The organism is Mesorhizobium sp. Root157, from assembly GCF_001427385.1.
Taxonomy (GTDB): Bacteria; Pseudomonadota; Alphaproteobacteria; order Rhizobiales; family Rhizobiaceae; genus Mesorhizobium.
On record NZ_LMGJ01000038.1, the window covers coordinates 157,820 to 183,338 of the forward strand.

The following is a 25,519-nucleotide window of genomic DNA, read 5'->3' on the forward strand; positions in this document are numbered from 1 at the left end:
ACTGCACAATTGTCATGAACCACCTATATTGCAGCTTCGGGAGGACAATTTCAGGAGCCTGACATGGGGTTCTACACCGAACTGTTTGCCCGTCCCCGCCCGCAGGAGCAGGCGCGCTATCGCGCGGCGCTGGCGCTGCTCCACGCCATGAGCAACGCCGACCGCGCCGATATCGGCATCAAGCCTGCCGATTTTCCCCGCATCGCCCGCGAGATGGCGATCCGCTGAGAATTCAGCGGGCGCCGAGGAACACGACCTTGCCGAGCGGTACGCCGTTGTGGCGCAGAATGTCGTAGGCCGTGGTCATGTGGAAATAGAAGTTCGGCATGGCGAAGTTGAGCAGGTACTGGCTGCCGCTCATCGAAAGCTCCCGCCCGCCGGCCTTGAGCGCGATGACCTTGTCTTCCGAACCGTCGATGTCCGCAGCCGAAAAGCCGGACAGATGGTCGCTCGCCTTGGCGATGCGCGCCTGCAAATCGGCAAAGCTCTGCTCATCGTCCTCGTATTTCGGGATTTCACGGCCGGCGAGCCGCGAAGGCGCGCCCTTGGCATGGTCGGTGGCGATCTGCACCTGCCGGGTCAGCGTGAACATGTCGGGCGCCAGGCGCGCGGTCAAAAACGTGTTCGGGTCGATCTTGCGTTCCGTCGCATTCCGTTCAGCCTCGCCAAGCACACCGGACAGCGCCTTCAACCGTGAGGCAAACACCGGCACGGACACGTCATACATCGAAATCGCCACAATATTTCTCCAAAAGCTTCGGGAACCGCCGCGCGGCGAGATAGCGCCTTCCGCGCCGGATTTTCAAGCGCGGCGGTGCGCCACGAGCGCGCCGCATTCGAAATTAGACTTCGAGGCTCCCCGGGACGGAGATTCGCCGATGAAAAACGCCCTCGCCTCACTGCTCGCACTCACCTTGGCGGGAAGCTTTTGCGCATCGGCACTGGCCGCCGAAAGCCCCTATTTCGACGATCGCTCCAATGCCGCTGACGTCGTCCAATCGCTCTACAACGCCATCAATCGCCACGAATATGCCCGCGCCTGGGACTATTTCGGCGACACCAAGCCGGCCGAGGATTTCGAGACCTTCACCAAAGGCTATGACGGCACCGCTTCCGTCGAGGTCGAGACGGGCTCGGTCGGCGAGGAAGGCGCTGCCGGCAGCATCTTCTTCAGCGTTCCCGTGGCCATACGCGCCACCGGCACCGACGGCTCGGAGAAGATATTTTCCGGCTGCTATACGCTGCGGCAAGTCAACGCCCAGGCGCAGGAACCGCCCTTCACGCCGATCCGCATCGACAAGGGCGCGCTGAAGCCGACGACCGAGCCGTTCGACAAGGCATTGCCGGCAGGTTGCGGCGACGGCCCGCTGCCGCCGCCACAGGATTCAGCACTCGATCAGGCGAAGCAGGTCTTCGCGGCCACCTATGGCGAGCAGTGCGACCAGACCCGCCCCGGTGGAGAGCCGATCGGCGAGCCGGACAGCTATGCAATTCGCTACAAGGCGGACGACGACTCGAGCGAGCGCGAAGTCCGGTTGTTCCGCTTCTTCTGTTCGATGGCCGCCTACAACGAGGATGCCGTCTACTATGTGAGCGACGCTGTCGAAGGCGTGCGGCAATTGCAGTTCGCGGCGCCGGAACTGGACATCCACTATGAGAACAACGACAGCGACGGCAAGCTGGAAGCCGTCAATGTCATCGGCTTCCGCACCGACGACCGGCTGGTCAATTCCGGTTACGACGAGGCCAGCCACACCATAACCTCCCACGCCAAATGGCGCGGTGCCGGCGACGCATCGTCGTCAGGCACATGGCTGTTCCGCGGCGGCTCGTTTTCACTGGTGCAATTCGATGTCGACGCATCCTATGACGGCGAGATCAATCCCGAAACGGTGGTCGACTACAACACCGCCCCTTGACGCACCGATTGGGGTCCAAGCCTGTCCGGAATCAGTCTCGCACCGCCTGGGCAAGCATCCAGTTCAGCGTCTCCCGCCAATCGGCCATGCGGATCGGAGTGCCGTGCGTCCCTGTCTCGAAGCGCACGAAGCGGGTCGGGTAATCCTTTGATCTTGCAAGGATGGAGCGGAAGAATGCCTCCTGCTTCTCTATCGGGAAAACCGGGTCCTTGCTGCCTTGCCCGAAAAAAACCGGGACGCGTCGCTTGAAGGCAGAACTTGCAAGGAAGCCCTCGTCCCAAAGCGAACCGAGCAAGACCAGACCGTCGATTTCGGCACCGGTATCCTTGCGTTCGGCCAGCTTCCAGCACAGCGCCCCGCCCATCGAGCCGCAAGCCACAATGATGCGCGCGCCCGGCGAGCGGCCTGCATAGTGACCGATCAGCGAGGCAAGTTCGGTGGCGCCCTTGTCGCCGAAATCGGTAAAATCCGGCGACAGATAGAGGCCGTCATTCTCCGCCATCAGGTTCTTGAGACGGTTGAAATTGCCGCCGAAGGTGAAGTCGTCCACGCCCTGCTTGCGGCTGCCGCCCTGTCCGTGCAGGTAAAGCGTGATTACTTTTGCACTTTCGGTGCGCCCGACGGCAACGTGGTGGATCGTGCCGGCATCCGTCTTCAGCACCAGATCCTGCTGCACCTTGCGCACGCCGGTCGTGACGTAATTGGCGCGCACCCGCCGTTCCGGCACCTGATCGCGTTCGTTGATGTCGCGCAGTTCGCGGTAGTCAACGACGCGGTAGACGTTGTTCGGTTCCGCCGACAGCAGCGCCGGATAGGCGAAAAGATCGTCCTTGAAGGGTTTCAGCAGCGCTTGTGCCGAAGCCGGCATGGCGAACAACAGCGCCGCCAGCAAGATAGCCCCCCAAGCCACCCCCTTTGAGCGGGAGATGGCCGGCAGGCTGGAGAGGAGTGACAGGTCAAACCGCATGGCCAACGATTGCGTTGCCCGGCATGCGCTTGTCAACGGCCCATCGTCACCCTTGCAGAATGCCGCCGGCTTTCGCCAGCGCCTCCGGTGTATCCACATCGACGGCAGCTGCTGGCCCGATCTCGATATCGATCACGTCGAGGCCTTCAGATTCGACCAGATGGCGCGCGCCGGTGTCGCCTTCCAGTTGCGCCACCGCCATAAACAGCGAGCGCGGCAGGATCACCGGATTGCCGCGCCTGCCGCCGTAGGAGGCGCGCACCACGGCCTTGCCGCCGCTCTTGCGAAAGGCATCGATCAGGTGGTCGATGTCGGCGGACGAGACGCCCGGCATGTCGCCAAGCACGATCATCGCGCCGGCAGCCGAAGCCGGCACCCTCGCAATGCCGGCCTTCAGCGAAGACGACAGGCCTTCTGCAAAATGCGGATTGTCCGCAATGGCAAGGTCGAGCCCGGCCAGTGCCGCATGAACACGCTCGCTTTGATGGCCGGTGACGACAACGGCGCCCGAAGCCTTCGACGCTAGCACGCGCTCGGCGGCGCGGCGCACCAGCGGCTGGCCCTCGAACAGCGCCACAAGTTTGTTCGGTCCGCCCATGCGGCTGGAGCGGCCAGCGGCCAGAAGCACCACATGCACTTGAGGGTGCAAGGGAACCGGCACCGGCTCGCGCGGCTCGGGGCGTGAGGGAATCTCCATCAAAAGCCCGCCCACACCCATGCCGGCGATATCGTCGCCGGTTACGTCGATGCCGGCGAACAGGCGATCCAGCACCCAGTCGAAACCATTCGGCTTGGGGCTGCGCGCGCAGCCCGGCGCGCCCAGCACCGGCTTGCCGTGACGTTCCCCCAACACGAACAGATTGCCCGGATCGACCGGCATGCCGGAGCGGAACACCGTGCCCCCGGAGGCGCGGATCGCGGCCGGAATGACATCGTCGTCCGGGTCGCTCATGGCGGAAGCGCCGAACACCAGCACCATGTCGCTGGTCTCGGCCAACTGGCCAATGGCCTTTGCCACCGCGCCAGGCTCATGGGGTGTGCGCTTTTCCTCCGAAACGCGGCTGCCGGAGCGCGCGAGCCGCGCTTCCGTAACCCTGATCGTCTTGTCCAGGACACTGTCCTTGAGGGTCGACAACGTCGTCTGGACGACGCCGACCGTCTGCGGCCTGAACGCATTGACGGCGAAGGCCGTCTTGCCTTTGGCCAGGCGAACGATCTCGTCGATGACCGCAGCCGAAACGGCGAACGGGATGATCTTGACGGTCGCCACCATCTGGCCGGCGATGACGGGCGCATATTCGGCCAGCGTCGCGATGGTCACGTCGGGATCGACGCGGTTGGCGGCGTCGATCAAGGCCTTGTCGACGGTGAAGACGCCGTCCGTCTCGGCGAAAATGTTGACGCGCCCGGTCGCCGCCGGCTTTGCCTCCGCGCCGGTGAAGCGCAGCGCCTGGGTGATACGGGTCGCGGCATCGTTTTCCTCGATGTCGCTCTCGTCGAGGACGGCGACGATCACCTCGGCCATGCCGGCGGCGCGCATCTCGGCAATATCTTCCGCCGTCAGCACGCGCGCCTTGCGGAAGCGCTTTTCGCCGACCATGGCGGAGTGCGCCAGAATTGCGCCCTCGGCCTCGTCGAGCCGTACCGGACCGAATTTCATGCTGCTGCCTCCTTCGCCTCAAGGCCGCGCGAGCGGAAAGCGCGAACCACTTCAGCCAGAACGGCAACCGCGATCTCGGCCGGGCTTGCCGCGCCGATATCGATGCCGATCGGCGAATGGATGCGCTCGATCTGCTGTGGCGTCGCACCCATGGCCAGCAAGCGTTCGACGCGCCGGGCATGCGTCTTACGGCTTCCCAGCGCCCCGATATAGAAGCAGCCGGCGTCGAGCGCCGCCTTCAGCGGCATGTCATCGACCTTCGGATCGTGCGTGACTGCCGCCAGCGCGGTGTAACTGTCGAGCGGCTGGCGTTCCAGCACATCCTGCGGCCACTCGGCATGGAGCATGATTTCGGGGAAGCGTTCGGGCGTCGCGAAAGCGCTGCGCGGATCGATAATCTCGACCGGATAGCCGGCGATCCTGGCCATCGGCGCCAGCGCCTGGCTGATATGCACCGCCCCGATCACCACCAGGCGCGGATTGGGCAGGTGCGCGTTCAGGAACAGCGTGCGCCCTTCAACTTGCACCAACTCGGACTTGCCGGTGCGAAGCACCCTCGCCACCGCCGTGGCCAGTTCCCCGTCAACCGGATCGCCCTGCCGGACCAGCCGCGCGCCGCCTTCGTCCATGTCGGTGACGACAATGGCCGCCCGGCGCGCCCGACGCTCGGCGTTCAGTTTTTCCAGTATCTTGATGTCCACTAAAGCGCCCCCTCAAAATGCTTCAGGACGAGGCGAAAATCGTGAGGTTCGAGAACCGGAGCGGAGCGTACATTCAGGCACGTGAGCACCGGAAGCGAAGAACTCGCGATTTGCAGCCCGTCCTCAAGCATTTTAGCTATCCAGCCGTTCCACATAGACCTTGATCCTGCCCCCGCACGACAGGCCGACCCGCCACGCGGTTTCGTCGGCAACGCCGAATTCCAGCATTTTTGCCTTACCCGTTTCGATCACGTCGATGGCTTCCGTCACCACCGCGCCCTCCACGCATCCGCCGGAAACCGACCCCTGGAAATTGCCTTCGGCATCGATGACCAGATGGCTGCCCACCGGGCGCGGCGCAGACCCCCAGGTCTCCACCACCGTCGCAAGGGCGACTTCGCGGCCGTCCTTCACCCAGCCTTCCGCGATGATCAACGGATCGCGGGCTTCATCGATATAGGCACTGGCTTCCATCTTCCTTCTCCCGGACTGTCACGCGGCGCGCCTGCTCTCGGCCTCGACCCATCGGCGCGGATCGACCGAGGTCGCGGAGCGCCGGTCGAGCGAGGCGCACAAATCGGCAAGCGCATCGAGATTGTGCACGGCGCGGAACTCATCGACATGCGGCAGCATGGCCCGAACCCCGCGCGCCTTGGCCTCGAAGCCGTCGAAGCGCAGCAAAGGATTGAGCCAGATCAGGCGCCGGCAGGACTTGTGCAGCCTTTCAAGCTCGCTCGACAGGCCGCCGACGTCGTCGCGCTCCAGTCCGTCGGTAATCAACAGCACCATCGCGCCCTGCCCCAGCACGCGCCGCGACCACAGCCGGTTGAACTCGGCCAGCGCATCGCCGATGCGGGTGCCGCCGGACCAGTCCTTCACCGCCGCCGAGCAATCGGCCAGGGCGACATCGGGGTCGCGGTGGCGCATCTGGCGGGTCAGATTGGTCAGCCGCGTGCCGAAGACGAAGGCGTGGACGCGCCGGCGTTTTTCGGTCAACGCATGCAGGAAATGCAGGAAGATGCGCGAATACTGGCTCATCGAACCGGAAATATCGGCCAGCACCACCAGGGGTGGATGCACTTGCCTGGCCGAGCGGAATTTCGGCAGCACCAGTTGCCCGCCGGTGCGCGCGGCCGCCCGCATCATGGCGCGCGGATCGATACGGCCGCCACGCGAATCGGGCTTGAAGCGCCGCGTGCGGACCAGATCGAACGGCAGCCTCAGTTCGGAAATGGCGCGCTTGGCGCCGGCCATTTCGGCGGCGTTCATCTGGGCGAAATCCTTGCCGCGCAGCACCTCGTCGCCGGACACGGTGAAGCGCGCGTCGACCTCGATCTCCGGCATCTCCTGAACCGGCTGATCCTTGCGGTGTCCCTCGAACAGGGCGTCGGCAACGCGGCTTTCGGCAGCGCGAGGCTTGGCCTTCTCGCGCTTGTCCGGCGCCACCGGCGAAAACATCGCCAGCATCTTCTCGATCAGTTCGCGCGATTTCCAAAACAGGCGAAACGCCTCGTCGAACGTCTCGTGATCCTCGCGCCGCATCACCAGCACTGCATGCAGCGTCCAATAGAAGTCGTCACGGTTGCCGATGCCGGCCGCCAGCACAGCCTCGATGGCGTCCTTGACCGAAGCCGGACCGACCCTCAAGCCGGCCTTGCGCAGCGCGCGGGCAAAATAGACGATGTTGTCGGCCATGCGCCCGTCGGGCGCCGCCTCTCTCGGTTCGTTTGGAGGTTTCGGCACCGCACTTACTCCGCCGCCGAAAGCTCGGCCTTCACCTCGTTGAGGATGCGCCGGCCCTCGCCCTGTCCGATGCGGGCAATATCGTCCTGGTATTTCAACAGCACGCCGATCGTGTCGGAAACCGTTTCCGGATCGAGCGCCACCTTGTCCAATTCGGTCAGTGCGCCGGCCCAGTCGATCGTCTCGGCCACGCCCGGCGCCTTGAACAGTTCGATCTGGCGCAATTTCTGCACGAAGGAGACGACTTCGGCGGACAGCCGGCGATTGGCCTCCGGTACCTTGCGCCGCACGATTTCCAGTTCGCGCTCGGCGTTCGGATAGTCGACCCAGTGGTAAAGGCAACGCCGCTTCAGGGCGTCGTGGATTTCGCGGGTGCGGTTGGTGGTGATGATGACCAGCGGCGGCTCTTCCGCCTTGATGGTGCCCAGTTCCGGCACCGTGACCTGGAAATCGGAGAGGATTTCGAGCAGGAACGCCTCGAAGGCCTCGTCGGTGCGGTCCAGTTCATCGATCAGGAATACGGGGGCCGCACCCGACTTGCCGGTCAGCGCCTCCAGAACCGGGCGGCGGATCAGGTATTTCTCCGAAAACACATTGCGTTCCATGTCGGAGCGGTCGACCTTGCCCGACGCCTCCTCCATACGGATCTCGATCATCTGCGCGGCATAGTTCCACTCGTAGACGGCGGACGAAACGTCGAGACCTTCATAGCACTGCAACCGGATCAGCCGGCGGCCCAGCGTCTCGGCCAGCACCTTGGCGATCTCGGTCTTGCCGACACCAGCCTCGCCTTCGAGAAACAAGGGACGCTTCATGCGCAGGCTGAGGAAAAGCACTGTTGCCAACGACCGGTCGGCGACGTAGTCCGCGCTGTTGAGAAGATCGAGCGTTTCGTCGATCGTCCGCGGCGCGGCGCGCGGGGAAAGGTCTTTCATTTCGTCTCCTGGCGCGCCTTACGCGCGCCTAAAGCACTGTATAGCCGCGATCATGATAGATCAGCGGTTGCAGGTTATCCCCGATACGCAAGCCTGTCACCTTGCCAAATAGTACCCTGTGCGTGGCCAGATCCTTGGTGTCGACCAACTCGCAATCGAAGACCGCGAGCGCATCCACAAGTGTCGGCGCGCCGGTCGAAATCGTGTCCCAGATTCCAAGCGCAAATCGCTCGGCAACGGAAAGACGGGTCAGGCCGGAAATGGCGGTTGCCAGCGGCTCGTGATGCGCGGCCAAAGTGTTCAACGCAAAATTGCCGTTGACGATAAAGGCTTCGTTGTTGGGATTTTCGCGGTTGAGACACACCAGCACCATCGGCGGGGCATCGGATACCGAACACGCGGCCGTCACTGTCGCGCCGCGCAGGCCGCCCGGCCCGTCCGTCGTGACCACATGAACCTGGCCGGCGAACTTGGCCATCGCATCGCGATAGGCCTGCGGCCCAATGTCGTTTTTCTTCAGCACCAGCGATTTTCCGTCATCTCGAACTTATCGCTATATATGGCCCAAGGCATCGGGCCACAAGCGAAGTGCTTGACAGATCAGCATGAACTTGCCGTGTTGCGCCCGAGCCAGCCACGGATTAGGTCTTGGCACGGTCGGCGTCTTGCCGGCAGTGAGGATTTTGGTCCCAATGCGCGCAGCGACAGGCATAATGGCAATGCTCGGCAGTCTTTTGATTGCCGGCGTGGTCCATGCCGAAACGCTGACCATCGGCGTCGCCGCACCCTTGTCGGGACCATCGGCGCTGCTGGGCCAGCAGATCGTATCGGGTGCCGCGCTCGCGGCCCGAACCACCGGTGCGGAACTAAACACCGTCGACGATGCCTGCACCGCCGAAGGGGGTGCCGCCGCCGCACGCGCCTTCGCCGAGGCCAAGGTGCAGGTCGTCATCGGCTTTCTGTGCACCGAGGCGATAGAAGCCGCATTGCCGATCCTGAAGGGTGCCGGCATCCCAGCCGTCACCGTTGGCGTGCGCACCGAAAGCCTGACCGACCGCCGCGCCAAGACCGGCTGGCAGGTTTTCCGGCTCGGCCCGCGCGGCGACGACGAGCGCAACGCCGCCGCCACGATCCTGACCCGCCTATGGAAGGACGAGTTGTTCGCCATCGTCGACGACGGCACGATCTATGGCCGCGAAATGGCCGAGACGGTGCGCGCCGCCGTCGAGCAAGCTGCGCTGAAGCCAGTCTTCATGGACACCTTCCGCCCCGAGATGGACAACCAGATCGCGCTTGTCGGGCGTCTCAAGAAGGCCGGAGCCACCCACGTCTTCGCCGGAGGCGACGGCGCCGACATTGCCATCATGGCCCGTGACGCCGGCAATCTTGACGCCGGCATCGTCTTCGCTGGCGGCGAGGCCTTGCGCACGGCGCCGGGCGACGTGCCGTTTGCAACCGGCACCTTGATGATCGCCTTGCCGGGATGGTCCGAAACCGCCGACAAGACGGTGCTCGACGCCTTTGCTTCAGCCAATGTCATCGCCGAGGGCTACGCCCTGCCCGCCTACGCCGCCGTAGAGATTGCAAATGCCGCCTCGTCAGCGGCCCAATCCGCCGGAAAGCCTGTGGCGAACGCCCTTGCCGGGCAGGATTTCGCCACCGCCATCGGCACGATCCGCTTCGATCCAAAAGGCGATCTCAGCAAAAATCCGTACCGCGCCTATCGTTTCGACGGGCAACGCTTCCTCCCGCTCGAAGGGCAATGATGTTCCGCACCGGCCCCAAGAACCTCATCACCGATGTGGCCGGCCTTCGCGTCGGCAATGCCGCCGATGCCAGGCTGAAATCCGGGGTTACGGCCCTGTTGTGCGACGAGCCTGCCGTGGCCAGCGTCCAGGTTCTCGGCGGCGCGCCGGGCACCCGCGAAACCGACTTGCTCGAACCGCACAATACGGTCGAAGCCGTCAACGCCGTCGTCCTCGCCGGTGGCTCCGCCTTCGGGCTGGACGCGGCATCGGGCGTACAGGCGGCGCTACGCGAACAAGGCGTCGGCTTCGTCGTCCAGGACCAGGTCGTGCCGATCGTGCCGGCCGCCATCCTATTCGACCTCGCCAATGGCGGCGACAAGGATTGGGGCCGCTACCCGCCCTATCGTGAGTTGGGCTACGAGGCCGCGCAAAACGCCGCCCTGGATTTCGCCATCGGTTCGGCAGGTGCCGGCACAGGCGCGCTGACAGCCGGTCTCAAGGGCGGGCTTGGCTCCGCCTCGACCGTGTTGGACAACGGCGTCACTGTCGCAGCACTTGTCGCCGCCAATCCGCTTGGTTCGGTCACGGTCGGGCGGACGCGGCACTTCTGGGCTGCTCCGTTCGAGATCGGCGATGAGTTCGGCGGCCTTGGCTACCCTCACCCGCTGCCCGACGATGCCCGCAGGATTGCCCTGAAATTCCACGAAAAGCCGCAAGGGGCCAGCACCACCATCGCCATCATCGCCACCAATGCGGTGCTGAACAAGGCAGCCGCCAAGCGCCTCGCCATCGCCGCGCATGACGGCTTTACCCGCGCCATCTGGCCAAGCCATACGCCCTTCGACGGCGACCTTGTGTTCGCGCTGGCAACCGGCAGGAGCGGCATTGCCCTTTCGCCCGAACAGGCAATCGATCTTGGCGCCGCCGCCGGCGCCACCATGGCGCGTGCCATCGCGCGAGGCATCTACGCCGCCACACCTGCCAAGGGCGATCTTTTTCCGGTATGGGCTGCGCGCTAGGACCAATCGACATTCAGGTTTCGGGCGTGGCGCGAGCCGGATTTTGGTCCTGACAAGGAGAAAAGCGTCAGGTCGGGTCCGACTGCTCCTCCTCGAACGATACGGCCACGTCGGAGTTGGCCGACAGCCGCACCCTGTCGCCCTCGACTTCGGCGATCAGGCTGGCGGGGATATAATGGTGGTGGCCCCGGTGCGAGCCTTCGCCACTGTCTTTTCGCGTGAGTTTGATCCTGTTGCCTTCGATACGGTCGACGGTGCCTATATGAACGCCATCGGCGCCAATCACTTCCATATGCTCGCGAACATTCGACGTATCGGTCATGATGGTTCTCCGTTGAATTTCCGTGACACAACGGGCGAAACTGCAATTGGATGCATTATGACCATCCGGCAACCGGAGACGAGGTAGAATGCGATTGAAACTCTTGTCCGTACTGGCCTTGCTGGCACCGCTTGCCGTTCCCGCTGCTGCGAGTGCGGGCGACGCGGCCCAGCTTGAAATTCTCGGTTTCAGCCAGGACGGCGGCATCTTTGCCTTCGAGGAATACGGCATCCAGGACGGTTCCGGCTTTCCATATGCCAACCGCTATTACATCGACACAGCGACTGACACCTTCGCCAAAGGCACACCCATCCGGGTGCGCATCGACGATGAAGCTGCCACCCTCGCAACAGCGCGGGATCAGGCCCGCCAGCAAGGCGAGGTGATCGTCAAGCAATCGGAACTTGCGACCAATCACGGCTTCACCGCCGGGTTCAACCCGGTCACCGAATTGTCCGCCGACCCGTTGCGCATTGTCGTCAATCCGCGTCCGGTGTTTCCCGCCATCGACCCGCCGCTTGAATTCCGGCTGGAAGTCCTGCCGATGGTCGAAGCGGAAAATTGCCATGGCCTTGGCGAAGCCAGCGGTTTTCGCCTCCTGCGCGTCGACGGAACTGCGGGCGGGCAGACGCAAGTCCTGCATGAAGACAAATCGGTGCCGCAAAGCCGCGGCTGCCCGACCGGCTACTCGATCGGTGCGGTGCAGACTTTTACGAAAGACGCTCTTGAGCGCTATGCCGTGCTGATTGCCGTGCGCCGTATCGGCTTCGAAGGGCCGGATTACCGCTGGATCGCAGTGACCGGAAAGCCGTGACGAGCGTGCCAGCATTCCAGCACGACAACGCCCGTCAGTCCCGCATGGCGCAACCTGCGGCACCGCGACGCGCCCGGCTGGCCTTGCCGTCGCTTCGCCTGTCACTTGCCGGCGCCATAGGGTGGGGCTTGGCCATGGGCGCATCGGCACTCACCGACCTGTTGTTGGCTGAATGGGTGACACCGGCGCAAATCCGCGAGATTTCGCTGATGTTTGTTGCCGGAGGCGCGCTGGCCTTCCCGGCCGCGCTTTATCTGGCGCGGTTTGTTTCCATCGGGCGCGGCCGGGAGGCGGCCTTCGCGGCGCTGTTCGTTTGCCTGCTCGCCACGACAATCGCGTTCACCAGCGGCCTGCACGCCTTGCTCTACTGGCTGCTTGCCGAACGCCACACCACCGTCTTCTCAGGTTTCTGGTTCAGCGAAGTGTTCTTCACCATAGCGGCCGCTCTCTACCAATTCGCCGTGCTCGGCATCCGGCTCTATTTGCCGATCGGCTTTGTCGCGCTTCTGTTGACCAGCCTCTGGTTTGCGCAAGTAACGCGTTGAGCATTTGGCCGCGCTCTGTTAGGACGCGGCAAACCTTCAAGATAAGTCAGGATTGACCGATGATCCCACGCTATTCCCGGCCGGAAATGGTCGCTATCTGGTCGCCTGAAACGCGCTTCCGCATCTGGTTCGAGATCGAGGCGCACGCTTGCGACGCGCTGGCCGAACTCGGCGTCATCCCCAAGGAAGCGGCAAAAACCATCTGGGAAAAGGGCGGCGCGGCCAAGTTCGACGTGGCGCGCATCGACGAGATCGAGCGCGTCACCAAGCACGACGTCATCGCTTTCCTCACCCATCTGGCCGAGTTCGTCGGCCCGGACTCGCGCTTCATCCATCAGGGCATGACCTCGTCGGACGTGTTGGACACCTGCTTTGCGGTGCAGTTGACGCGGGCCAGCGACCTGCTTCTGGCCGACATCGATGCGCTGCTGGCAGCGCTCAAGCGCCGCGCCTTCGAGCATAAGGACACCGTCACCATCGGCCGCAGCCACGGCATCCACGCCGAGCCGACCACCTTCGGCGTCAAGATGGCAGAGGCCTATGCCGAATTCTCGCGCGCCCGCCAGCGCCTTGTCCATGCGCGCGAGGACATTGCCACCTGCGCCATTTCCGGCGCTGTCGGCACCTTCGCCAATATCGACCCCCATGTCGAAGAACACGTGGCGGCAAAGCTCGGCCTGAAGGCGGAGCCGGTGTCAACACAGGTCATCCCGCGCGACCGCCACGCCATGTTCTTTGCCACGCTCGGCGTCATCGCCTCGTCCATCGAGCGGCTTTCCATCGAAATCCGCCACCTGCAGCGCACCGAAGTGCTGGAAGCGGAAGAGTATTTCTCGCCGGGCCAGAAGGGCTCGTCGGCCATGCCCCACAAGCGCAACCCGGTTTTGACGGAAAACCTGACCGGCCTTGCCCGCATGGTGCGCTCCTACGCCATGCCGGCGATGGAGAACGTGGCGCTGTGGCACGAGCGCGACATTTCGCATTCCTCGGTCGAGCGCATGATCGGACCGGACGCCACCGTCACGCTCGACTTCGCGCTGTCGCGGCTGACCGGCGTCATCGACAAGCTATTGGTCTATCCGGACAACATGCTCAAGAACATGAACAAGTTCCGCGGCCTCGTTCACTCCCAGCGCGTCCTGCTTGCGCTCACCCAAGCCGGCGTCAGCCGTGAGGACTCCTACCGGCTGGTCCAGCGCAACGCCATGAGAGTGTGGGAGCATGGCGCTGATTTCCTTGAGGAACTGTTGGCCGACAAGGAGGTCACCGACGCGCTCCCCGAGGCCGAAATCCGCGAGAAATTCGACCTTGGCTATCACACCAAGCATGTCGACACGATCTTCAAGCGGGTGTTCGGGGAAGCCTGATCCAGCCTCAGCCTTGGACATGAAAAAGGGCCCGCGAGGGCCCTTTTGTTTTGATCTTTCCGGGACGGTCAAACCGGCTTGCCCGGAACGGTGCGGATCACCGTGCCCCAGGGGTCTTCGCGGCTCACCTCACCGTCCGCGTCGGTTGCGCGCATCTCGACCCAGGCAAGACCGGTGCGGCCATTGTCGCGATGGCCTGCGCCCGCGCTCTGCCAAGTGTTGGCGCCGATATGGTGGTGATAGCCGCCTGACGACAGGAATACGGCCTGCGCACCGTATTTGGCGACAGTGTCGAAACCGAATTCGCGGTTCCACCAGGCTTCGGCCTCTCGCGGATCGCCGACGCGCAGATGCACGTGACCGATGACGGTGTTTTGCGGCGCGCCTTGCCAGCCAGCGTCACCGGCCGGGACTGAGCCCACCACGCCGGGCACGTCCATACGCTCGGTCGCCATCGCCACCTGCGAGCCTTTCCAGGCCCAGTCCTCGCGCGGCCGGTCGACATAGATCTCGATGCCGTTGCCTTCCGGATCGGTCAGATAAAGCGCCTCGGAGACGAGGTGATCGGACGCGCCTTCGACCTTGATCTTCTCAGCAATCGCGTGATTGATCCAACGGCCAAGATCGGCCCTGCTCGGCAACAGGAATGCGGTGTGGAATAGGCCGGCGCTGCGCGGATCGTCCGGCTTCGCCGCCTTGTCGGATTCAATGGCCAGCAGCGGCCGCCCCGCAGCGCCCAGCGTGATGGTTTCGCCGTCGCGGGCAAGTTCTTCCAGCCCGACAATGGCGCGGTAGTAGGCGGCAAGGCCTTCGGCATCGCGGGCGCGCAAGCCGACACGGGCAACGCTCACAGGCGCCGTCGCGGCAAAGGGCAATTCGCTCATCAGTGTCTCCGTCCGACCGGCCTCTGCCCAGCATGCCAACGGCAAGGTTCCTGCAGCGCCGATCAAGGTGCGTCGTGTCAGTGTCAAACCAAACTCCGGCACGGCTGTTTCTGTCTTGGCAGCTATATCGATCAACGGGATCGTTCACACAAGAAGGCAAAAAGCGAACATCGTGTTCACAATTTCGACACCCACCCTGCAAGGCCGCCATTGCGGCGACCATACCATCCCGCTAAATGCGGGTCATGAAAGTTAAAGACGCAGATATCCTCATCGTCCCCGGCTACACCAATTCCGGCCCCGACCATTGGCAAAGCCGCTGGCAGGCGAAGCTGTCGACGGCGCGGCGCGTCGAGCAGGCGGCCTGGTCGAAGCCGGTGCGCGAAGACTGGACCGATGCGGTCGCCAAGGCGGTCAACGAGGCCGAGCGCCCGGTGGTCTTCGTCGCGCATTCGCTCGGCGTCCCCAGCGTCATCCAGGCCATGCCGAAATTCACCAGGCCGGTTGCCGGCGCCTTCTTCGTCGCCGTTCCCGACGTCGCCAATCCGAAGGTCAGGCCGAAGCACCTGATGACCTTCGGCCCCTACCCGCGCGATCCGCTGCCCTTCCCCTCGGTCATGATCGCGAGCCGCAACGACCCCTACTGCTCCTTCGATGTCGCGGAAGACATTGCAGGCGCATGGGGATCGTTGTTCATCGACGCCGGAGACGTCGGGCACCTCAATTCCAAATCCGGGCATGGTCCGTGGCCCGAAGGGTCGTTGACCTTCGCCCAGTTCATGACGCGGCTATAGGGCACGACAGGAGAGGGATTTTATCCTATTCCCTATTCCCTATTCCCTATTCCCTATTCCCTATCGACCCCTTGAGGCCTGCAAGCAGGCTGGCCGCGCCACTGGCGATCAACTGCTGTTCCTGGCCGGTGGCGAGCAGGCGATAGCCCATCTCCACAAAACGCCCGGCGATTTTCACATCGGTGACATAAATGGCGGCATGCTTGCCGGCCGCCCGCGCGCGCTTGGCCACCGAGGCCACCGTTTCCATCATGTCTTCCAGCGTCGAATTGACCGTCGCGCCGTTCGTCCAGGCGATGGAGAAGTCGCCAGGCCCGAGGAAAATGGCGTCGATGCCGGGCGTTTCCAGAATGCCATCCAGGGCATCCAGCGCCGCGCGCGTTTCGATCATGGCAAAGGAAAGCGTGCGCGCGTTGTTTTCACGCAGCCAGTCCTGATGGTCGCCCTTGCCGTGGCGCGGATGGCCGAACGTCGGCCCCCACGAACGCTGCCCCACCGGCGGATATTTCATCGCTGCGGCAAAGGCCCTGGCATCGGCGACCGAGTTCACCATCGGCGCGATCACCGCTTCGGCGCCGAAATCCAGCGCACGGCTCGCCATGTCGAAACGGCCGACCGGAACGCGCACGATCACCGGCTTACCCGCAGCCTGTATCGGTACGATGCAGCGCAGCACGCTGTCCTCGCTGTGGCCGCCATGCTGCATGTCGAGGGTCAGCGCATCGAACCCCTGGCGCGCCATGATCTCCACCGTCAACGCGTCAGGCACCCCCGACCAGCCGGTGATCAGCGTTTCGTCGGCTGCGAGCCGTTCCTTCAGGGACATGGCAACTTCCTCATTGAAAGAATCCAGTTTCAGCCGGAAACGCATGGAAAGGCAAAGAAAAACCGCCCGGATTGTCCGGGCGGTCGATTGGTCCAGACCAAAACTTTGGCAGATAGGCCTTTAGCTGTTCTTCACCTGCTCGGCCGCGGTCGCCATAAGTTCGTCCATGGTGCGGCGGATCTGATGGTCCGACTGGTCGACGCTGGCCGCATCGAAATCCTTGCGGATCTTGCGGAAGACGTCGTGATCGCCGGCTTCCTCGAAGTCGGAGTTCACCACTTCCTTGGCGTAGGCATCGGCGTCGGCGCCGCTCTTGCCGAGCTTTTCGGCCGCCCACAGGCCAAGCAGCTTGTTGCGGCGGGCCACGGCACGGAATTTCTGTTCCTCATCGAGCGCGAACTTGCGTTCGAACCCATCCTGCCGGTCCTTCATGCTCGTCATGCCGTGCCTCCAAGGTCGATGTTCGATTCGGTGAAGGTGAATATGTGGTGTCCACGCACAAACCAAAAGGACGCCGCCCGGTCAATATGCTTGTTTTATCGCAGCGCTGCGACATTTCGGCGGTAGCCTGCCCGTCCAAAGAGGTGAATGCCCGGTTTTGCCGATTGAGAAAAAGGTCCGATTGCGATAGAGACCGCGATTGAGCCCCCATGGTAGCCGCCTTTGCGGCGAGAAAAAGGGACCGGTTGCAACGCCCGCCCCTCGAGCCAGAGAAACACAAGAAAATGAAGTCACGCCGCCGCATCTACGAAGGCAAGGCCAAGATCCTCTATGAAGGGCCCGAGCCCGGAACGCTGATCCAGTTCTTCAAGGACGACGCCACCGCCTTTAACGCCAAGAAACATGAAGTGGTCGACGGCAAGGGCGTGCTCAACAATCGCATCTCCGAGCACATCTTCAACCATCTGAACCGTATGGGCATTCCCACCCACTTCATCCGCCGCCTCAACATGCGCGAGCAGTTGATCAAGGAAGTGGAGATCATCCCGCTCGAAGTGGTTGTGCGCAATGTCGCCGCCGGCTCGCTGGCCAAGCGGCTGGGCATGGAGGAAGGCACCGTGCTGCCGCGCTCCATCATCGAATTCTACTACAAGGCCGATGCGCTCGATGACCCGATGGTGTCGGAAGAACACATCACCGCCTTCGGCTGGGCGAGCCCGCAGGAGATCGACGACATCATGGCGCTGGCCATCCGCGTCAACGACTTCCTGTCCGGCCTGTTCCTCGGCGTCGGCATCCAGCTTGTCGATTTCAAGATGGAATGCGGCCGTCTCTACGAAGGCGACATGATGCGCATCGTCGTGGCCGACGAAATCTCGCCGGATTCCTGCCGGCTTTGGGACGTCGCCACCCAGGACAAGCTCGACAAGGACCGTTTCCGTCGCGACATGGGCGGGCTGGTCGAAGCCTATCAGGAGGTCGCGCGCCGCCTCGGCATCATGAATGAGAACGAGCCGCCGCGCCCGACAGGGCCGGTACTGGTCGCTTCGGCCGAGCCGCCGAAGGGCTCGAAGCCGCACTGATCGATCAACATGAACCGGAGCAAGGCTAGCGTGATCAAGGCCCGCGTCACCGTAACCCTCAAGAACGGCGTGCTCGACCCGCAGGGCAAGGCGATCGAACATGCGCTCGGCGGCCTCGGCTTTGGCGGCGTCGGCTCCGTGCGCCAGGGAAAGGTGTTCGACCTCGAGCTCGACGCGACCGACAAGGCCAAGGCCGAAGCCGACCTCAAGGCGATGTGCGACAAGCTCCTCGCCAACACGGTAATCGAGAATTATACTGTGACGCTTATCTAGGGTTGTGCCGGAGGGCAGAATGACCGAAGTCACCAACGAACTGATGTATGATCTCCTGAAGAAAATTCATCAGCGAATGGATCGACTTGAAAGCGGTCTGGGTGAGGTCAAGCACGAGATCGTCGCGATGAGACTGCAGGCCCTGAGCACGCAGACCGACATCAGCAACATCTATGCGATAACTGGCCGCATCGATCAGCGCCTTGAAAGAATAGAACACCGCCTCGAACTGCGCGAACTCGCCGAACCCCAACACCCTTACGAGCCGAAATGAAATCAGCAGTCGTCCTTCTTCCCGGCCTCAACCGTGACCGCGACATGATCGCGGCGCTGACCAAGATTTCCGGCAAGCCGCCCGTCACCGTATGGGAAACCGACACGGAAATCCCCGATGTCGATCTCATCGTCATCCCCGGCGGCTTTTCGTATGGCGACTATCTGCGCTGCGGCGCCATCGCCGCCCGCATGCCGGCCTTGAAGGCTGTCGCCGACAAGGCCGCCAAGGGCGTCATGGTCATCGGCGTGTGCAACGGCTTCCAGATCCTGGTCGAATCCGGCCTGCTGCCTGGCGCCCTGATGCGCAACACCTCGCTCAAATTCGTCTGCCGCGAAGTCAAGCTGCAGATCGCCAACGCCAACACCGCCTTCACCCGCAACTACCAGCCGGGCCAGATCATCCGCTGCCCGGTCGCCCATCACGACGGCAATTATTTCGCCGATGCCGAAACGCTGGCCCGGCTGGAGGGCAATGGTCAGGTGGTGTTCCGCTACGCCGAAGGCACCAACCCCAACGGTTCGATCAACGACATTGCCGGCATCGTCTCGGCCAAGGGCAATGTGCTCGGCCTGATGCCGCACCCGGAAAACCTCATCGAGGCCGCTCATGGCGGCAGCGACGGCCGCGGCTTGTTCGAAAGCGCCCTTGGCATTGCTGCCTAATGCATGCACAAAAACAATCACTTGGAGCGCGCCAGCGAATCTGAAAGATTGCGACGCGCTCTAGAACCGGCTTAAACCGCCATGCCGTTTTCCGGCTTGGCGCGTGTCCGAAACCTTCCTCCCAAAACGAGATGAACGGGCGCATGACAAAGCTATCTCTCATCAGCCGGGCCGCGATGCTTGCGTTCGCCGGGCTTGCGCTCGCCTCCTGCCAGTCGGGATCGAAAAGCAACACCGCCCCGTCGTCAGGCAAGAGCGCCTCCTTGCGCGCCATGGAACAGGTCGCCATCGCCGCCCACAAATGCTGGATCGCCAGCAAGGATCCGGCCTTCAAGACCTACCAGATGGCCAACGAGCTGAACAATTTCGGCGGCACGCCGCGCTTCCTTCTGGTGCCGGCCAAGCACTACGGTGGCAAGCCACTTCTGGTCGTGCAGGCGACCGGCAGTTCCAGCCGCGTCGATGCGTTCGGGCCGCTGATGAGCGAACCGCTCGGTGCCCGCATCGGTTCCGACATTGCGCGATGGCAGGGCGGCAGCAGCGACTGCAACACGACGGGATAGCCTGCCGCGCACGGGACACTCCCGTGCATAAGCTGCTTTGCCGGCTTCTCGAATCAATCCCGTACGGGCAAACCTTCCATCGGGGTTTGCAGGCTAGGGGAATCGCTGAAGGTGCAGTCGAATCAGATCGTCTATCCGAAAGTTTTGCCGTGGCTTGCCGCGGGGGCAATCCTTTTTGGCATCGGATTGCTGATAGGGCTTTGGTATCAGCCCTACCCTGAACTGGAAGCCGCACTCTTCAGCGAGAACGGCTTGGTCGAAACGCCGGAGATGATCGCGTTGGGGCTGTTCGCCTATCTCTATCTGATCGCGTTCGGCATCTGGATGCACAAGAACAGTTGAATCGGCGAAAGCGGGCTACAGGCTGAGTTGCGGCTATTTTTCTCGGGCCGGCGGGGGTGTAACCGCCCTGTGCATGCGCTAATAGGACGCCGACACCGAAGCTGGACGCGACCTTTTCGATGACCATTTCCAACACCCGCCAAATCACCCCCGAACTCATTGCCGCGCACGGCCTGAAGCCGGACGAATACCAGCGCATCCTCGATCTGGTCGGGCGCGAACCCAGCTTCACCGAGCTTGGCATCTTCTCGGCGATGTGGAACGAGCATTGCTCGTACAAGTCCTCGAAGAAATGGCTGCGCACCCTGCCCACCAAGGGCGATGTCGTGATCCAGGGACCGGGCGAAAATGCCGGCGTCGTCGACATCGGCGACGGCGATTGCGTCGTCTTCAAGATGGAAAGCCACAACCACCCCTCCTACATCGAACCCTATCAGGGGGCGGCAACCGGCGTCGGCGGCATCCTGCGCGATGTCTTCACCATGGGCGCGCGCCCGATTGCGGCAATGAACGCGCTCCGCTTCGGCGCGCCGGATCATCCCAAGACCAGGCATCTGGTAGCAGGCGTTGTCTCCGGCGTCGGCGGCTACGGCAACGCTTTCGGCGTGCCGACCGTCGGTGGCGAGGTCAATTTCGACGCCCGCTATAACGGCAACATCCTCGTCAACGCCTTTGCCGCCGGCCTCGCCAAGACCGACGCCATCTTCCTGTCGCAAGCCAAGGGCGTCGGCTTGCCGGTCGTCTATCTCGGCGCCAAGACCGGCCGCGACGGCGTCGGCGGTGCCACCATGGCCTCGGCCGAATTCGACGACAAGATCGACGAAAAGCGCCCGACCGTGCAGGTCGGCGATCCCTTCACCGAAAAGTGCCTGCTTGAAGCCTGCCTCGAACTGATGGCATCGGGTGCCGTCATCGCCATCCAGGACATGGGCGCGGCAGGCCTGACCTGCTCGGCCGTCGAAATGGGCGCCAAGGGCGACCTCGGCATCGAACTCGACCTCGACAAGGTGCCGGTGCGCGAGGAGCGCATGTCGGCCTACGAGATGATGCTGTCGGAAAGTCAGGAGCGCATGCTGATGGTGCTGCGCCCCGAAAAGGAAGAAGAGGCCGAGGCGATCTTCACCAAATGGGGCCTCGATTTCGCCATCGTCGGCAAGACCACCGACGATCTGCGCTTCCGTGTGCTGCACCAGGGCGAAGAGGTTGCCAACTTGCCGATCAAGGAACTCGGCGACGAGGCGCCCGAATATGACCGCCCGTGGGTCGAGCCGAAGAAGCCGGCCGAACTGGATGTCTCCGCGCTGCCCAAGGTCGATGTCGCCGATGCGCTTCTCAAGCTGCTCGGCGGGCCGGACCTGTCGTCGCGCCGCTGGGTCTGGGAACAGTACGACACCATGATCCAGGGCAATTCGCTGCAGCGGCCGGGCGGCGATGCCGGCGTCGTGCGCGTCGAGGGTCACGCCAGCAAGGCGCTTGCCTTCTCCTCCGACGTGACGCCGCGCTACTGCGAAGCCGACCCCTACGAGGGCGGCAAGCAGGCGGTTGCCGAATGCTGGCGCAACCTGACCGCCACCGGCGCCCTGCCCCTTGCCGCCACCGACAACCTCAATTTCGGCAATCCCGAACGGCCCGAAATCATGGGCCAGCTCGTCGCAGCCATCAAAGGCATCGGCGAGGCCTGCCGCGCACTCGGCTTCCCGATCGTTTCCGGCAACGTCTCGCTCTACAACGAGACCAACGGCCAGGGCATCCTGCCCACCCCCACCATCGGCGGCGTCGGACTGCTTGCAGACTGGTCGCAAATGGCCCGCATCGGCTTCGCCGCAGCGGACGAAGCGATCCTTCTGGTCGGCGCGCCGTCAGCCTGGGGCACGCATCTTGGCCAGTCGGTCTTCCTGCGCGACATCCATGGCCGCGCTGAAGGTGCGGCTCCCCCGGTCGACCTCGCGCATGAAAAGCGCGTCGGCAACCATGTGCGCGCGCTGATTTCGTCCGGCATCGTCACCGCTTGCCACGACGTGTCCGACGGCGGGCTCGCGGTCGCGCTGGCCGAGATGGCGATGGCGTCGGGCATCGGCGCCCGCATCGATGCTCCCCCTGCCGCTCCCGCCGAGGCCTTCTTCGGCGAAGACCAGGGCCGCTATGTGCTCGCCGTCGCGGCCGAGGCGGCAGAGGAAATCGTGCAGGCGGCGACGAAGGCCGGCGTCGCGGCTGCCCGCATCGGCACCACCGGCGGGCGCGAATTGAAACTTGGCGAGGCGCATGCCATATCCATAAGCGAACTCACCACCGCTCACGAATCGTGGTTCCCGAAATTCATGGGAACCTGAACGGGGAATACGATATGGCAATGGACGCGCGCGACATCGAACGGCTGATCAAGGAAGGCATCCCCGACGCCAAGGTGACGATCCGCGACCTTGCCGGCGACGGCGACCACTATGCCGCCGAAGTCGTGGCCGAGAGCTTCCGCGGCAAGAGCCGGGTGCAGCAGCACCAGATGGTCTACGATGCGCTCGGCGGCAATATGGGCGGCGTCCTGCACGCGCTGGCGCTTCAGACCAGCGCGCCAGACTGAGGTCGGCTTTGGCCCAAAGCCGGGCCAATCGATGCGCCATTTCCGAAACCGGACGGCAAACGTCTTGTTTCAGAGCGCGCACGGGGTTATTTGAAGGCAAAGTTTTGCGGCCTGGATCCCACGGGCCTTGAAAGGATCAGTCATGAGCGGCATCAACGACTACATCGACAGTGAGGTCAAGAACACCGACGTGGTGCTGTTCATGAAAGGCACCCCCGGCTTCCCGCAATGCGGCTTCTCCGGTCAGGTCGTCCAGATTCTCGACTATGTCGGGGTCGACTACAAGGGCGTCAACGTCCTCGATTCCACCGAGCTGCGCCAGGGCATCAAGGACTATTCCAACTGGCCGACGATCCCGCAACTGTACGTAAAGGGCGAGTTCGTCGGCGGATGCGACATCATCCGCGAGATGTTCCAGGCGGGTGAACTGCAAACGTTCTTCGACGAAAAGGGCATCAAGGTCAAAGGCACTGCCTGACCTCACCCCGCCCTATTTCCTCCGCTGTTCCGGCACCGTTCGGGACCGCATCTGAAGGCGCTGGCCACCCCAGCGCCTTTGTTGCTCTCTTACGGGTGAAAAAATGGACGCTACCGCGAATACGGCACCGCCCCGCCTGCTCGGCATGGGCAAAATGGAATTCATCGCCATGATGGCGATGCTGATGGCCCTCAATGCGCTGGCCATCGACATCATGCTGCCCGGCCTCCAGGAAATCGGCGCCAGCCTTGGCGTGGAGAGCGAAAACCATCGCCAGTATGTCATTTCGGCCTACCTGATGGGCTTTGCGGTGGCGCAGCTCGCCTATGGGCCGCTCGCCGACCGCTTCGGCCGCAAGGCCCCCATGCTGGCCGGCCTCGGCATCTATGTGGTCGCGGCCCTTGTCGGTGCCTTCGCCCCCACTTTCGAGGCGCTGCTTCTGGCACGCTTCGTCCATGGCGTCGGCTCGGCCGCCACACGCGTCATCACCGTCTCCATCATCCGCGACGTCTTCGGCGGCCGCCAGATGGCCGAAGTGATGTCGCTGGTCATGATGGTGTTCATGATCGTGCCCATCATCGCGCCCGGCACCGGGCAGATCATCATGCTGTTCGGCGAATGGCACCTGATCTTCGTCTTCATGGCGGTTGCCGCGGTCGCCGTCGTGATATGGATGCAGTTGAGGCTGCCCGAGACGCTGAACCCCGCAGATCGCCGCCCTTTCACCATCCGCTCCATCGGCCAGGCCTTCGCCATCGTGCTCACCAATCGCGTCGCGCTTTGCTACACGCTGGCCTCGACCTTCATCTTCGGCGCGCTGTTCGGCTTCATCAACTCGGCCCAGCAGATCTATGTCGGCATCTATGAACTCGGCACGATGTTCCCGGTCGCCTTCGCCGCGGTGGCGGCCTTCATGTCGCTTGCCTCATACCTCAACTCCCGCCTCGTCGGGCGCTTCGGCATGCGGCGCCTGTCACATGGCGCGTTGATCGGCTTCATGCTGGTGAGCGCCGCCTGGTTTGTCCTGTCGCTGTTCGGGACCATCCCGTTCGCGCTGTTCCTGCTGCTGTTTGCGCTGGCCATGTTCCAGTTCGGCCTGATCGGCTCGAACTTCAATGCGCTGGCCATGGAGCCGCTCGGCCATGTCGCCGGCACGGCCTCAGCCGTACTGGGTTTCATGGGCACCGCCGGCGGCGGCTTGATCGGCGCGGGACTTGGCCAGGCATTTGACGGCACCACGACGCCGCTCGGCGCCGGCTTCTTCGCCGTCGCGCTGGTCGGCCTCCTGTTCGTCCTGATCGCCGAGCGCGGCAAGCTGTTCCAGCCGCACAATCCGCCGGTTTAAACATCAACGGCCCGCCGGGTTACTCCGAAGCGGCAGCGCCGAGCGCCAGGCCAGCGAAGTCGAACAGCTTGCGGTCGAGCAGATGCGAGGCGCGCACATTGGTCAGCGCCCGGATCATGGTGTCCTTGCGGCCCGGCATCTTCTTTTCGATATCGTCCAGCATCGCTTTCATGATGTTGCGCTGCAGTCCGTCCTGACTGCCGCACAGATCGCACGGGATGATCGGGAATTGCATGCCCGACGCAAACCGCTCCAGATCGTTCTCGGCACAGTAGGACAGCGGCCGCAGCACCATCACGTCGCCGTCGTCGTTGAGAAGCTTGGGCGGCATGGCGGCAAGCCGGCCGCCATGGAACAAATTCATGAAGAAGGTTTCGAGAATATCTTCGCGGTGGTGCCCCAAAACCAGGGCCGAACACCCCTCCTCGCGGGCAATGCGGTAGAGATGGCCGCGCCGCAGCCGTGAGCAGAGCGAGCAATAGGTGCTGTTCTCGGCCAGCTTGCCGGTCACGATCGAATAGGTATCCCGGTACTCGATCCGGTGGGCAACGCCGTTGGCGTTCAGGTAATCCGGCAGGATATGCTTGGGAAAATTCGGCTGGCCCTGGTCGAGATTGCAGGCAAGCAGTTCGACCGGCAGCAGCCCGCGCCATTTCAGATCGAGCAGCATGGAGAGAAGGCCGTAGGAATCCTTGCCGCCCGACAGCGCCACCAGCCAGCGTTCGCCGGGCTTCACCATGGCGAAATCCTCGATGGCCTGCCGGGTCTGCCTCATCAGCCGCTTGCGCAGCTTGTTGAACTCCACGGAGGACGGCGCGTCCTTGAACAGCGGATGAAATCCACCTTCCGGGTCGGCAATCGGTTCGGACAGCATGTTCATGGCGTTCGGCCCACAGGTTGGTCGCGCAACGCTCTACAACATCGGCCTCGGTGATGCGAAGCGCTTTTCGCGGCTCGCAGGCATGCCGGGCGCCAGCGTGGAAATTCCCGAACGCCGGGGAGAACTCCAACCCGCGTCACCGCTGAAGCGAACCGGTATCGATGACGTGACATGGCGGCAGTACGCCAGCGGTCCGGAAAAGGCCCGTCCGCGGCCGAGAATGGGGATCGATCCATGCACCTGCCACCCGTCCCTGCCGCCAACTCCTTGTTCCCATTCACTTCCTGCAAAACCTCTCATCGCCTTTTTCCACACCCCTTCGCACCGCCTCCATAATCCTTCGCATCGCTTCTG

Annotated in this window: 32 protein-coding genes; 19 read left to right on the top strand and 13 right to left on the bottom strand. The window is 63.4% G+C overall.

Annotated features, from left to right (window positions below):
* Positions 1-63: 63 nt before the first annotated feature.
* Positions 64-228: a hypothetical protein gene (locus ASD64_RS21430; protein WP_156460240.1), complete on the top strand. Its 165-nt coding sequence runs from the start codon at positions 64-66 to the stop codon at positions 226-228.
* A gap of 4 nt (positions 229-232) precedes the next feature.
* On the opposite strand, the gene ASD64_RS19930 is transcribed toward ASD64_RS21430, so the two are convergent.
* Positions 233-739, bottom strand: a complete 507-nt coding sequence (locus ASD64_RS19930) for a DUF1993 family protein (RefSeq protein ID WP_056108961.1) — start codon at positions 737-739, stop codon at positions 233-235.
* Positions 740-878: 139 nt separating this feature from the next.
* Between ASD64_RS19930 and ASD64_RS19935 the strand changes: the two genes are divergently transcribed.
* Positions 879-1,919: a DUF1176 domain-containing protein gene (locus ASD64_RS19935; RefSeq protein WP_056108964.1), complete on the top strand. Its 1,041-nt coding sequence runs from the start codon at positions 879-881 to the stop codon at positions 1,917-1,919.
* A 31-nt stretch (positions 1,920-1,950) separates the two neighbouring features.
* Here the strand turns inward: ASD64_RS19935 and ASD64_RS19940 are convergent, their stop codons facing one another.
* The 7 genes from ASD64_RS19940 to ASD64_RS19970 all read right to left on the bottom strand — a co-directional run bounded on the left by ASD64_RS19940 (position 1,951) and on the right by ASD64_RS19970 (position 8,448).
* Entirely contained in the window at positions 1,951-2,787 is an 837-nt protein-coding gene (locus tag ASD64_RS19940) for an alpha/beta hydrolase (protein WP_056109199.1), read from the bottom strand.
* A 145-nt stretch (positions 2,788-2,932) separates the two neighbouring features.
* Positions 2,933-4,546 (bottom strand): NTP transferase domain-containing protein, encoded by a 1,614-nt coding sequence (locus tag ASD64_RS19945; RefSeq protein WP_056108967.1) that lies wholly within the window; start codon positions 4,544-4,546, stop codon positions 2,933-2,935.
* Positions 4,543-5,247, bottom strand: a complete 705-nt coding sequence (locus ASD64_RS19950; RefSeq protein ID WP_056108970.1) for an XdhC family protein — start codon at positions 5,245-5,247, stop codon at positions 4,543-4,545. Before ASD64_RS19950 ends, ASD64_RS19945 begins: the two co-directional genes overlap by 4 nt.
* Positions 5,248-5,379: 132 nt before the next feature.
* The gene (locus ASD64_RS19955) at positions 5,380-5,721 is read right to left on the bottom strand and encodes an XdhC family protein (protein WP_056108973.1); all 342 of its coding nucleotides are present in this window, start codon (positions 5,719-5,721) and stop codon (positions 5,380-5,382) included.
* An 18-nt stretch (positions 5,722-5,739) separates the two neighbouring features.
* Complete coding sequence (locus tag ASD64_RS19960) at positions 5,740-6,942, bottom strand: vWA domain-containing protein (RefSeq protein WP_056109203.1); 1,203 nt, start codon at positions 6,940-6,942, stop codon at positions 5,740-5,742.
* A 53-nt stretch (positions 6,943-6,995) separates the two neighbouring features.
* The gene (locus ASD64_RS19965) at positions 6,996-7,925 is read right to left on the bottom strand and encodes an AAA family ATPase (RefSeq protein WP_056108977.1); all 930 of its coding nucleotides are present in this window, start codon (positions 7,923-7,925) and stop codon (positions 6,996-6,998) included.
* 28 nt (positions 7,926-7,953) lie between these two features.
* Entirely contained in the window at positions 7,954-8,448 is a 495-nt protein-coding gene (locus ASD64_RS19970; RefSeq protein WP_056108982.1) for a flavin reductase, read from the bottom strand.
* Between the two features lie 169 nt (positions 8,449-8,617).
* Between ASD64_RS19970 and ASD64_RS19975 the strand changes: the two genes are divergently transcribed.
* Together ASD64_RS19975 and ASD64_RS19980 are read left to right on the top strand one after the other, a co-directional pair.
* Entirely contained in the window at positions 8,618-9,691 is a 1,074-nt protein-coding gene (locus ASD64_RS19975) for a branched-chain amino acid ABC transporter substrate-binding protein (protein WP_056108985.1), read from the top strand.
* On the top strand, positions 9,691-10,692 hold the full coding sequence (locus tag ASD64_RS19980; protein WP_056109205.1) for a P1 family peptidase: 1,002 nt from the start codon (positions 9,691-9,693) through the stop codon (positions 10,690-10,692). The genes ASD64_RS19975 and ASD64_RS19980 overlap by 1 nt, the downstream gene beginning before the upstream one ends.
* Before the next feature lie 67 nt (positions 10,693-10,759).
* On the opposite strand, the gene ASD64_RS19985 is transcribed toward ASD64_RS19980, so the two are convergent.
* Positions 10,760-11,014, bottom strand: a complete 255-nt coding sequence (locus tag ASD64_RS19985; RefSeq protein ID WP_056108988.1) for a DUF2171 domain-containing protein — start codon at positions 11,012-11,014, stop codon at positions 10,760-10,762.
* A gap of 88 nt (positions 11,015-11,102) precedes the next feature.
* Here ASD64_RS19985 and ASD64_RS19990 point away from each other — a divergent pair, with 88 nt between their 5' ends.
* Genes ASD64_RS19990 through purB form a run of 3 tightly spaced genes read left to right on the top strand, consistent with a single transcriptional unit; the run spans position 11,103 to position 13,740 of the window.
* Positions 11,103-11,828: a DUF2259 domain-containing protein gene (locus ASD64_RS19990; protein ID WP_056108991.1), complete on the top strand. Its 726-nt coding sequence runs from the start codon at positions 11,103-11,105 to the stop codon at positions 11,826-11,828.
* The gene (locus ASD64_RS19995) at positions 11,825-12,373 is read left to right on the top strand and encodes a hypothetical protein (protein ID WP_320410215.1); all 549 of its coding nucleotides are present in this window, start codon (positions 11,825-11,827) and stop codon (positions 12,371-12,373) included. Before ASD64_RS19990 ends, ASD64_RS19995 begins: the two co-directional genes overlap by 4 nt.
* A 59-nt stretch (positions 12,374-12,432) precedes the next feature.
* On the top strand, positions 12,433-13,740 hold the full coding sequence (gene purB, locus ASD64_RS20000) for an adenylosuccinate lyase (RefSeq protein WP_056108996.1): 1,308 nt from the start codon (positions 12,433-12,435) through the stop codon (positions 13,738-13,740).
* Between the two features lie 68 nt (positions 13,741-13,808).
* On the opposite strand, the gene ASD64_RS20005 is transcribed toward purB, so the two are convergent.
* Positions 13,809-14,711, bottom strand: coding sequence for a VOC family protein (locus ASD64_RS20005; RefSeq protein WP_413813621.1), 903 nt, complete (start codon positions 14,709-14,711; stop codon positions 13,809-13,811).
* A gap of 158 nt (positions 14,712-14,869) precedes the next feature.
* Between ASD64_RS20005 and ASD64_RS20010 the strand changes: the two genes are divergently transcribed.
* Positions 14,870-15,418, top strand: coding sequence for an RBBP9/YdeN family alpha/beta hydrolase (locus tag ASD64_RS20010; protein WP_056108999.1), 549 nt, complete (start codon positions 14,870-14,872; stop codon positions 15,416-15,418).
* Between the two features lie 46 nt (positions 15,419-15,464).
* On the opposite strand, the gene ASD64_RS20015 is transcribed toward ASD64_RS20010, so the two are convergent.
* On the bottom strand, positions 15,465-16,244 hold the full coding sequence (locus ASD64_RS20015) for an HpcH/HpaI aldolase family protein (protein ID WP_056109210.1): 780 nt from the start codon (positions 16,242-16,244) through the stop codon (positions 15,465-15,467).
* A 120-nt stretch (positions 16,245-16,364) separates the two neighbouring features.
* On the bottom strand, positions 16,365-16,685 hold the full coding sequence (locus ASD64_RS20020; protein ID WP_056109003.1) for a DUF1476 domain-containing protein: 321 nt from the start codon (positions 16,683-16,685) through the stop codon (positions 16,365-16,367).
* A gap of 284 nt (positions 16,686-16,969) precedes the next feature.
* Here ASD64_RS20020 and purC point away from each other — a divergent pair, with 284 nt between their 5' ends.
* The 10 genes from purC (at position 16,970) to ASD64_RS20070 (ending at position 24,285) form a co-directional block, all read left to right on the top strand.
* Positions 16,970-17,767 (top strand): phosphoribosylaminoimidazolesuccinocarboxamide synthase, encoded by a 798-nt coding sequence (gene purC / locus ASD64_RS20025; RefSeq protein ID WP_056109217.1) that lies wholly within the window; start codon positions 16,970-16,972, stop codon positions 17,765-17,767.
* Positions 17,768-17,797: 30 nt separating this feature from the next.
* On the top strand, positions 17,798-18,040 hold the full coding sequence (gene purS / locus ASD64_RS20030) for a phosphoribosylformylglycinamidine synthase subunit PurS (protein ID WP_056109220.1): 243 nt from the start codon (positions 17,798-17,800) through the stop codon (positions 18,038-18,040).
* Between the two features lie 19 nt (positions 18,041-18,059).
* Positions 18,060-18,314, top strand: a complete 255-nt coding sequence (locus ASD64_RS20035) for a hypothetical protein (protein ID WP_056109006.1) — start codon at positions 18,060-18,062, stop codon at positions 18,312-18,314.
* A complete protein-coding gene (gene purQ / locus ASD64_RS20040) occupies positions 18,311-18,979 on the top strand; it encodes a phosphoribosylformylglycinamidine synthase subunit PurQ (RefSeq protein ID WP_056109009.1) in 669 nt (222 codons plus the stop codon). Before ASD64_RS20035 ends, purQ begins: the two co-directional genes overlap by 4 nt.
* Positions 18,980-19,122: 143 nt before the next feature.
* On the top strand, positions 19,123-19,542 hold the full coding sequence (locus tag ASD64_RS20045) for a hypothetical protein (RefSeq protein ID WP_056109223.1): 420 nt from the start codon (positions 19,123-19,125) through the stop codon (positions 19,540-19,542).
* Between the two features lie 111 nt (positions 19,543-19,653).
* Positions 19,654-19,884: a hypothetical protein gene (locus tag ASD64_RS20050; RefSeq protein ID WP_056109011.1), complete on the top strand. Its 231-nt coding sequence runs from the start codon at positions 19,654-19,656 to the stop codon at positions 19,882-19,884.
* Positions 19,885-20,003: 119 nt separating this feature from the next.
* Positions 20,004-22,214 carry a phosphoribosylformylglycinamidine synthase subunit PurL gene (purL, locus tag ASD64_RS20055; protein ID WP_056109013.1) on the top strand — a complete coding sequence of 737 codons (2,211 nt, stop codon included), beginning with the start codon at positions 20,004-20,006 and terminating at the stop codon, positions 22,212-22,214.
* 14 nt (positions 22,215-22,228) lie between these two features.
* Positions 22,229-22,462: a BolA/IbaG family iron-sulfur metabolism protein gene (locus ASD64_RS20060; protein ID WP_056109016.1), complete on the top strand. Its 234-nt coding sequence runs from the start codon at positions 22,229-22,231 to the stop codon at positions 22,460-22,462.
* Positions 22,463-22,604: 142 nt separating this feature from the next.
* Entirely contained in the window at positions 22,605-22,940 is a 336-nt protein-coding gene (gene grxD, locus ASD64_RS20065) for a Grx4 family monothiol glutaredoxin (RefSeq protein WP_056109019.1), read from the top strand.
* Between the two features lie 103 nt (positions 22,941-23,043).
* Positions 23,044-24,285 (top strand): multidrug effflux MFS transporter, encoded by a 1,242-nt coding sequence (locus tag ASD64_RS20070; RefSeq protein WP_056109023.1) that lies wholly within the window; start codon positions 23,044-23,046, stop codon positions 24,283-24,285.
* A gap of 19 nt (positions 24,286-24,304) precedes the next feature.
* Here ASD64_RS20070 and ttcA read toward each other — a convergent pair whose 3' ends face one another.
* Complete coding sequence (gene ttcA, locus ASD64_RS20075; protein WP_056109025.1) at positions 24,305-25,165, bottom strand: tRNA 2-thiocytidine(32) synthetase TtcA; 861 nt, start codon at positions 25,163-25,165, stop codon at positions 24,305-24,307.
* On the opposite strand from ttcA, the gene ASD64_RS21515 reads away from it, so the two are divergent.
* Positions 25,164-25,519, top strand: a 356-nt coding sequence (locus tag ASD64_RS21515; protein WP_210171817.1) for a hypothetical protein, incomplete at its 3' end; no start/stop codon positions are given. The genes ttcA and ASD64_RS21515 overlap by 2 nt on opposite strands.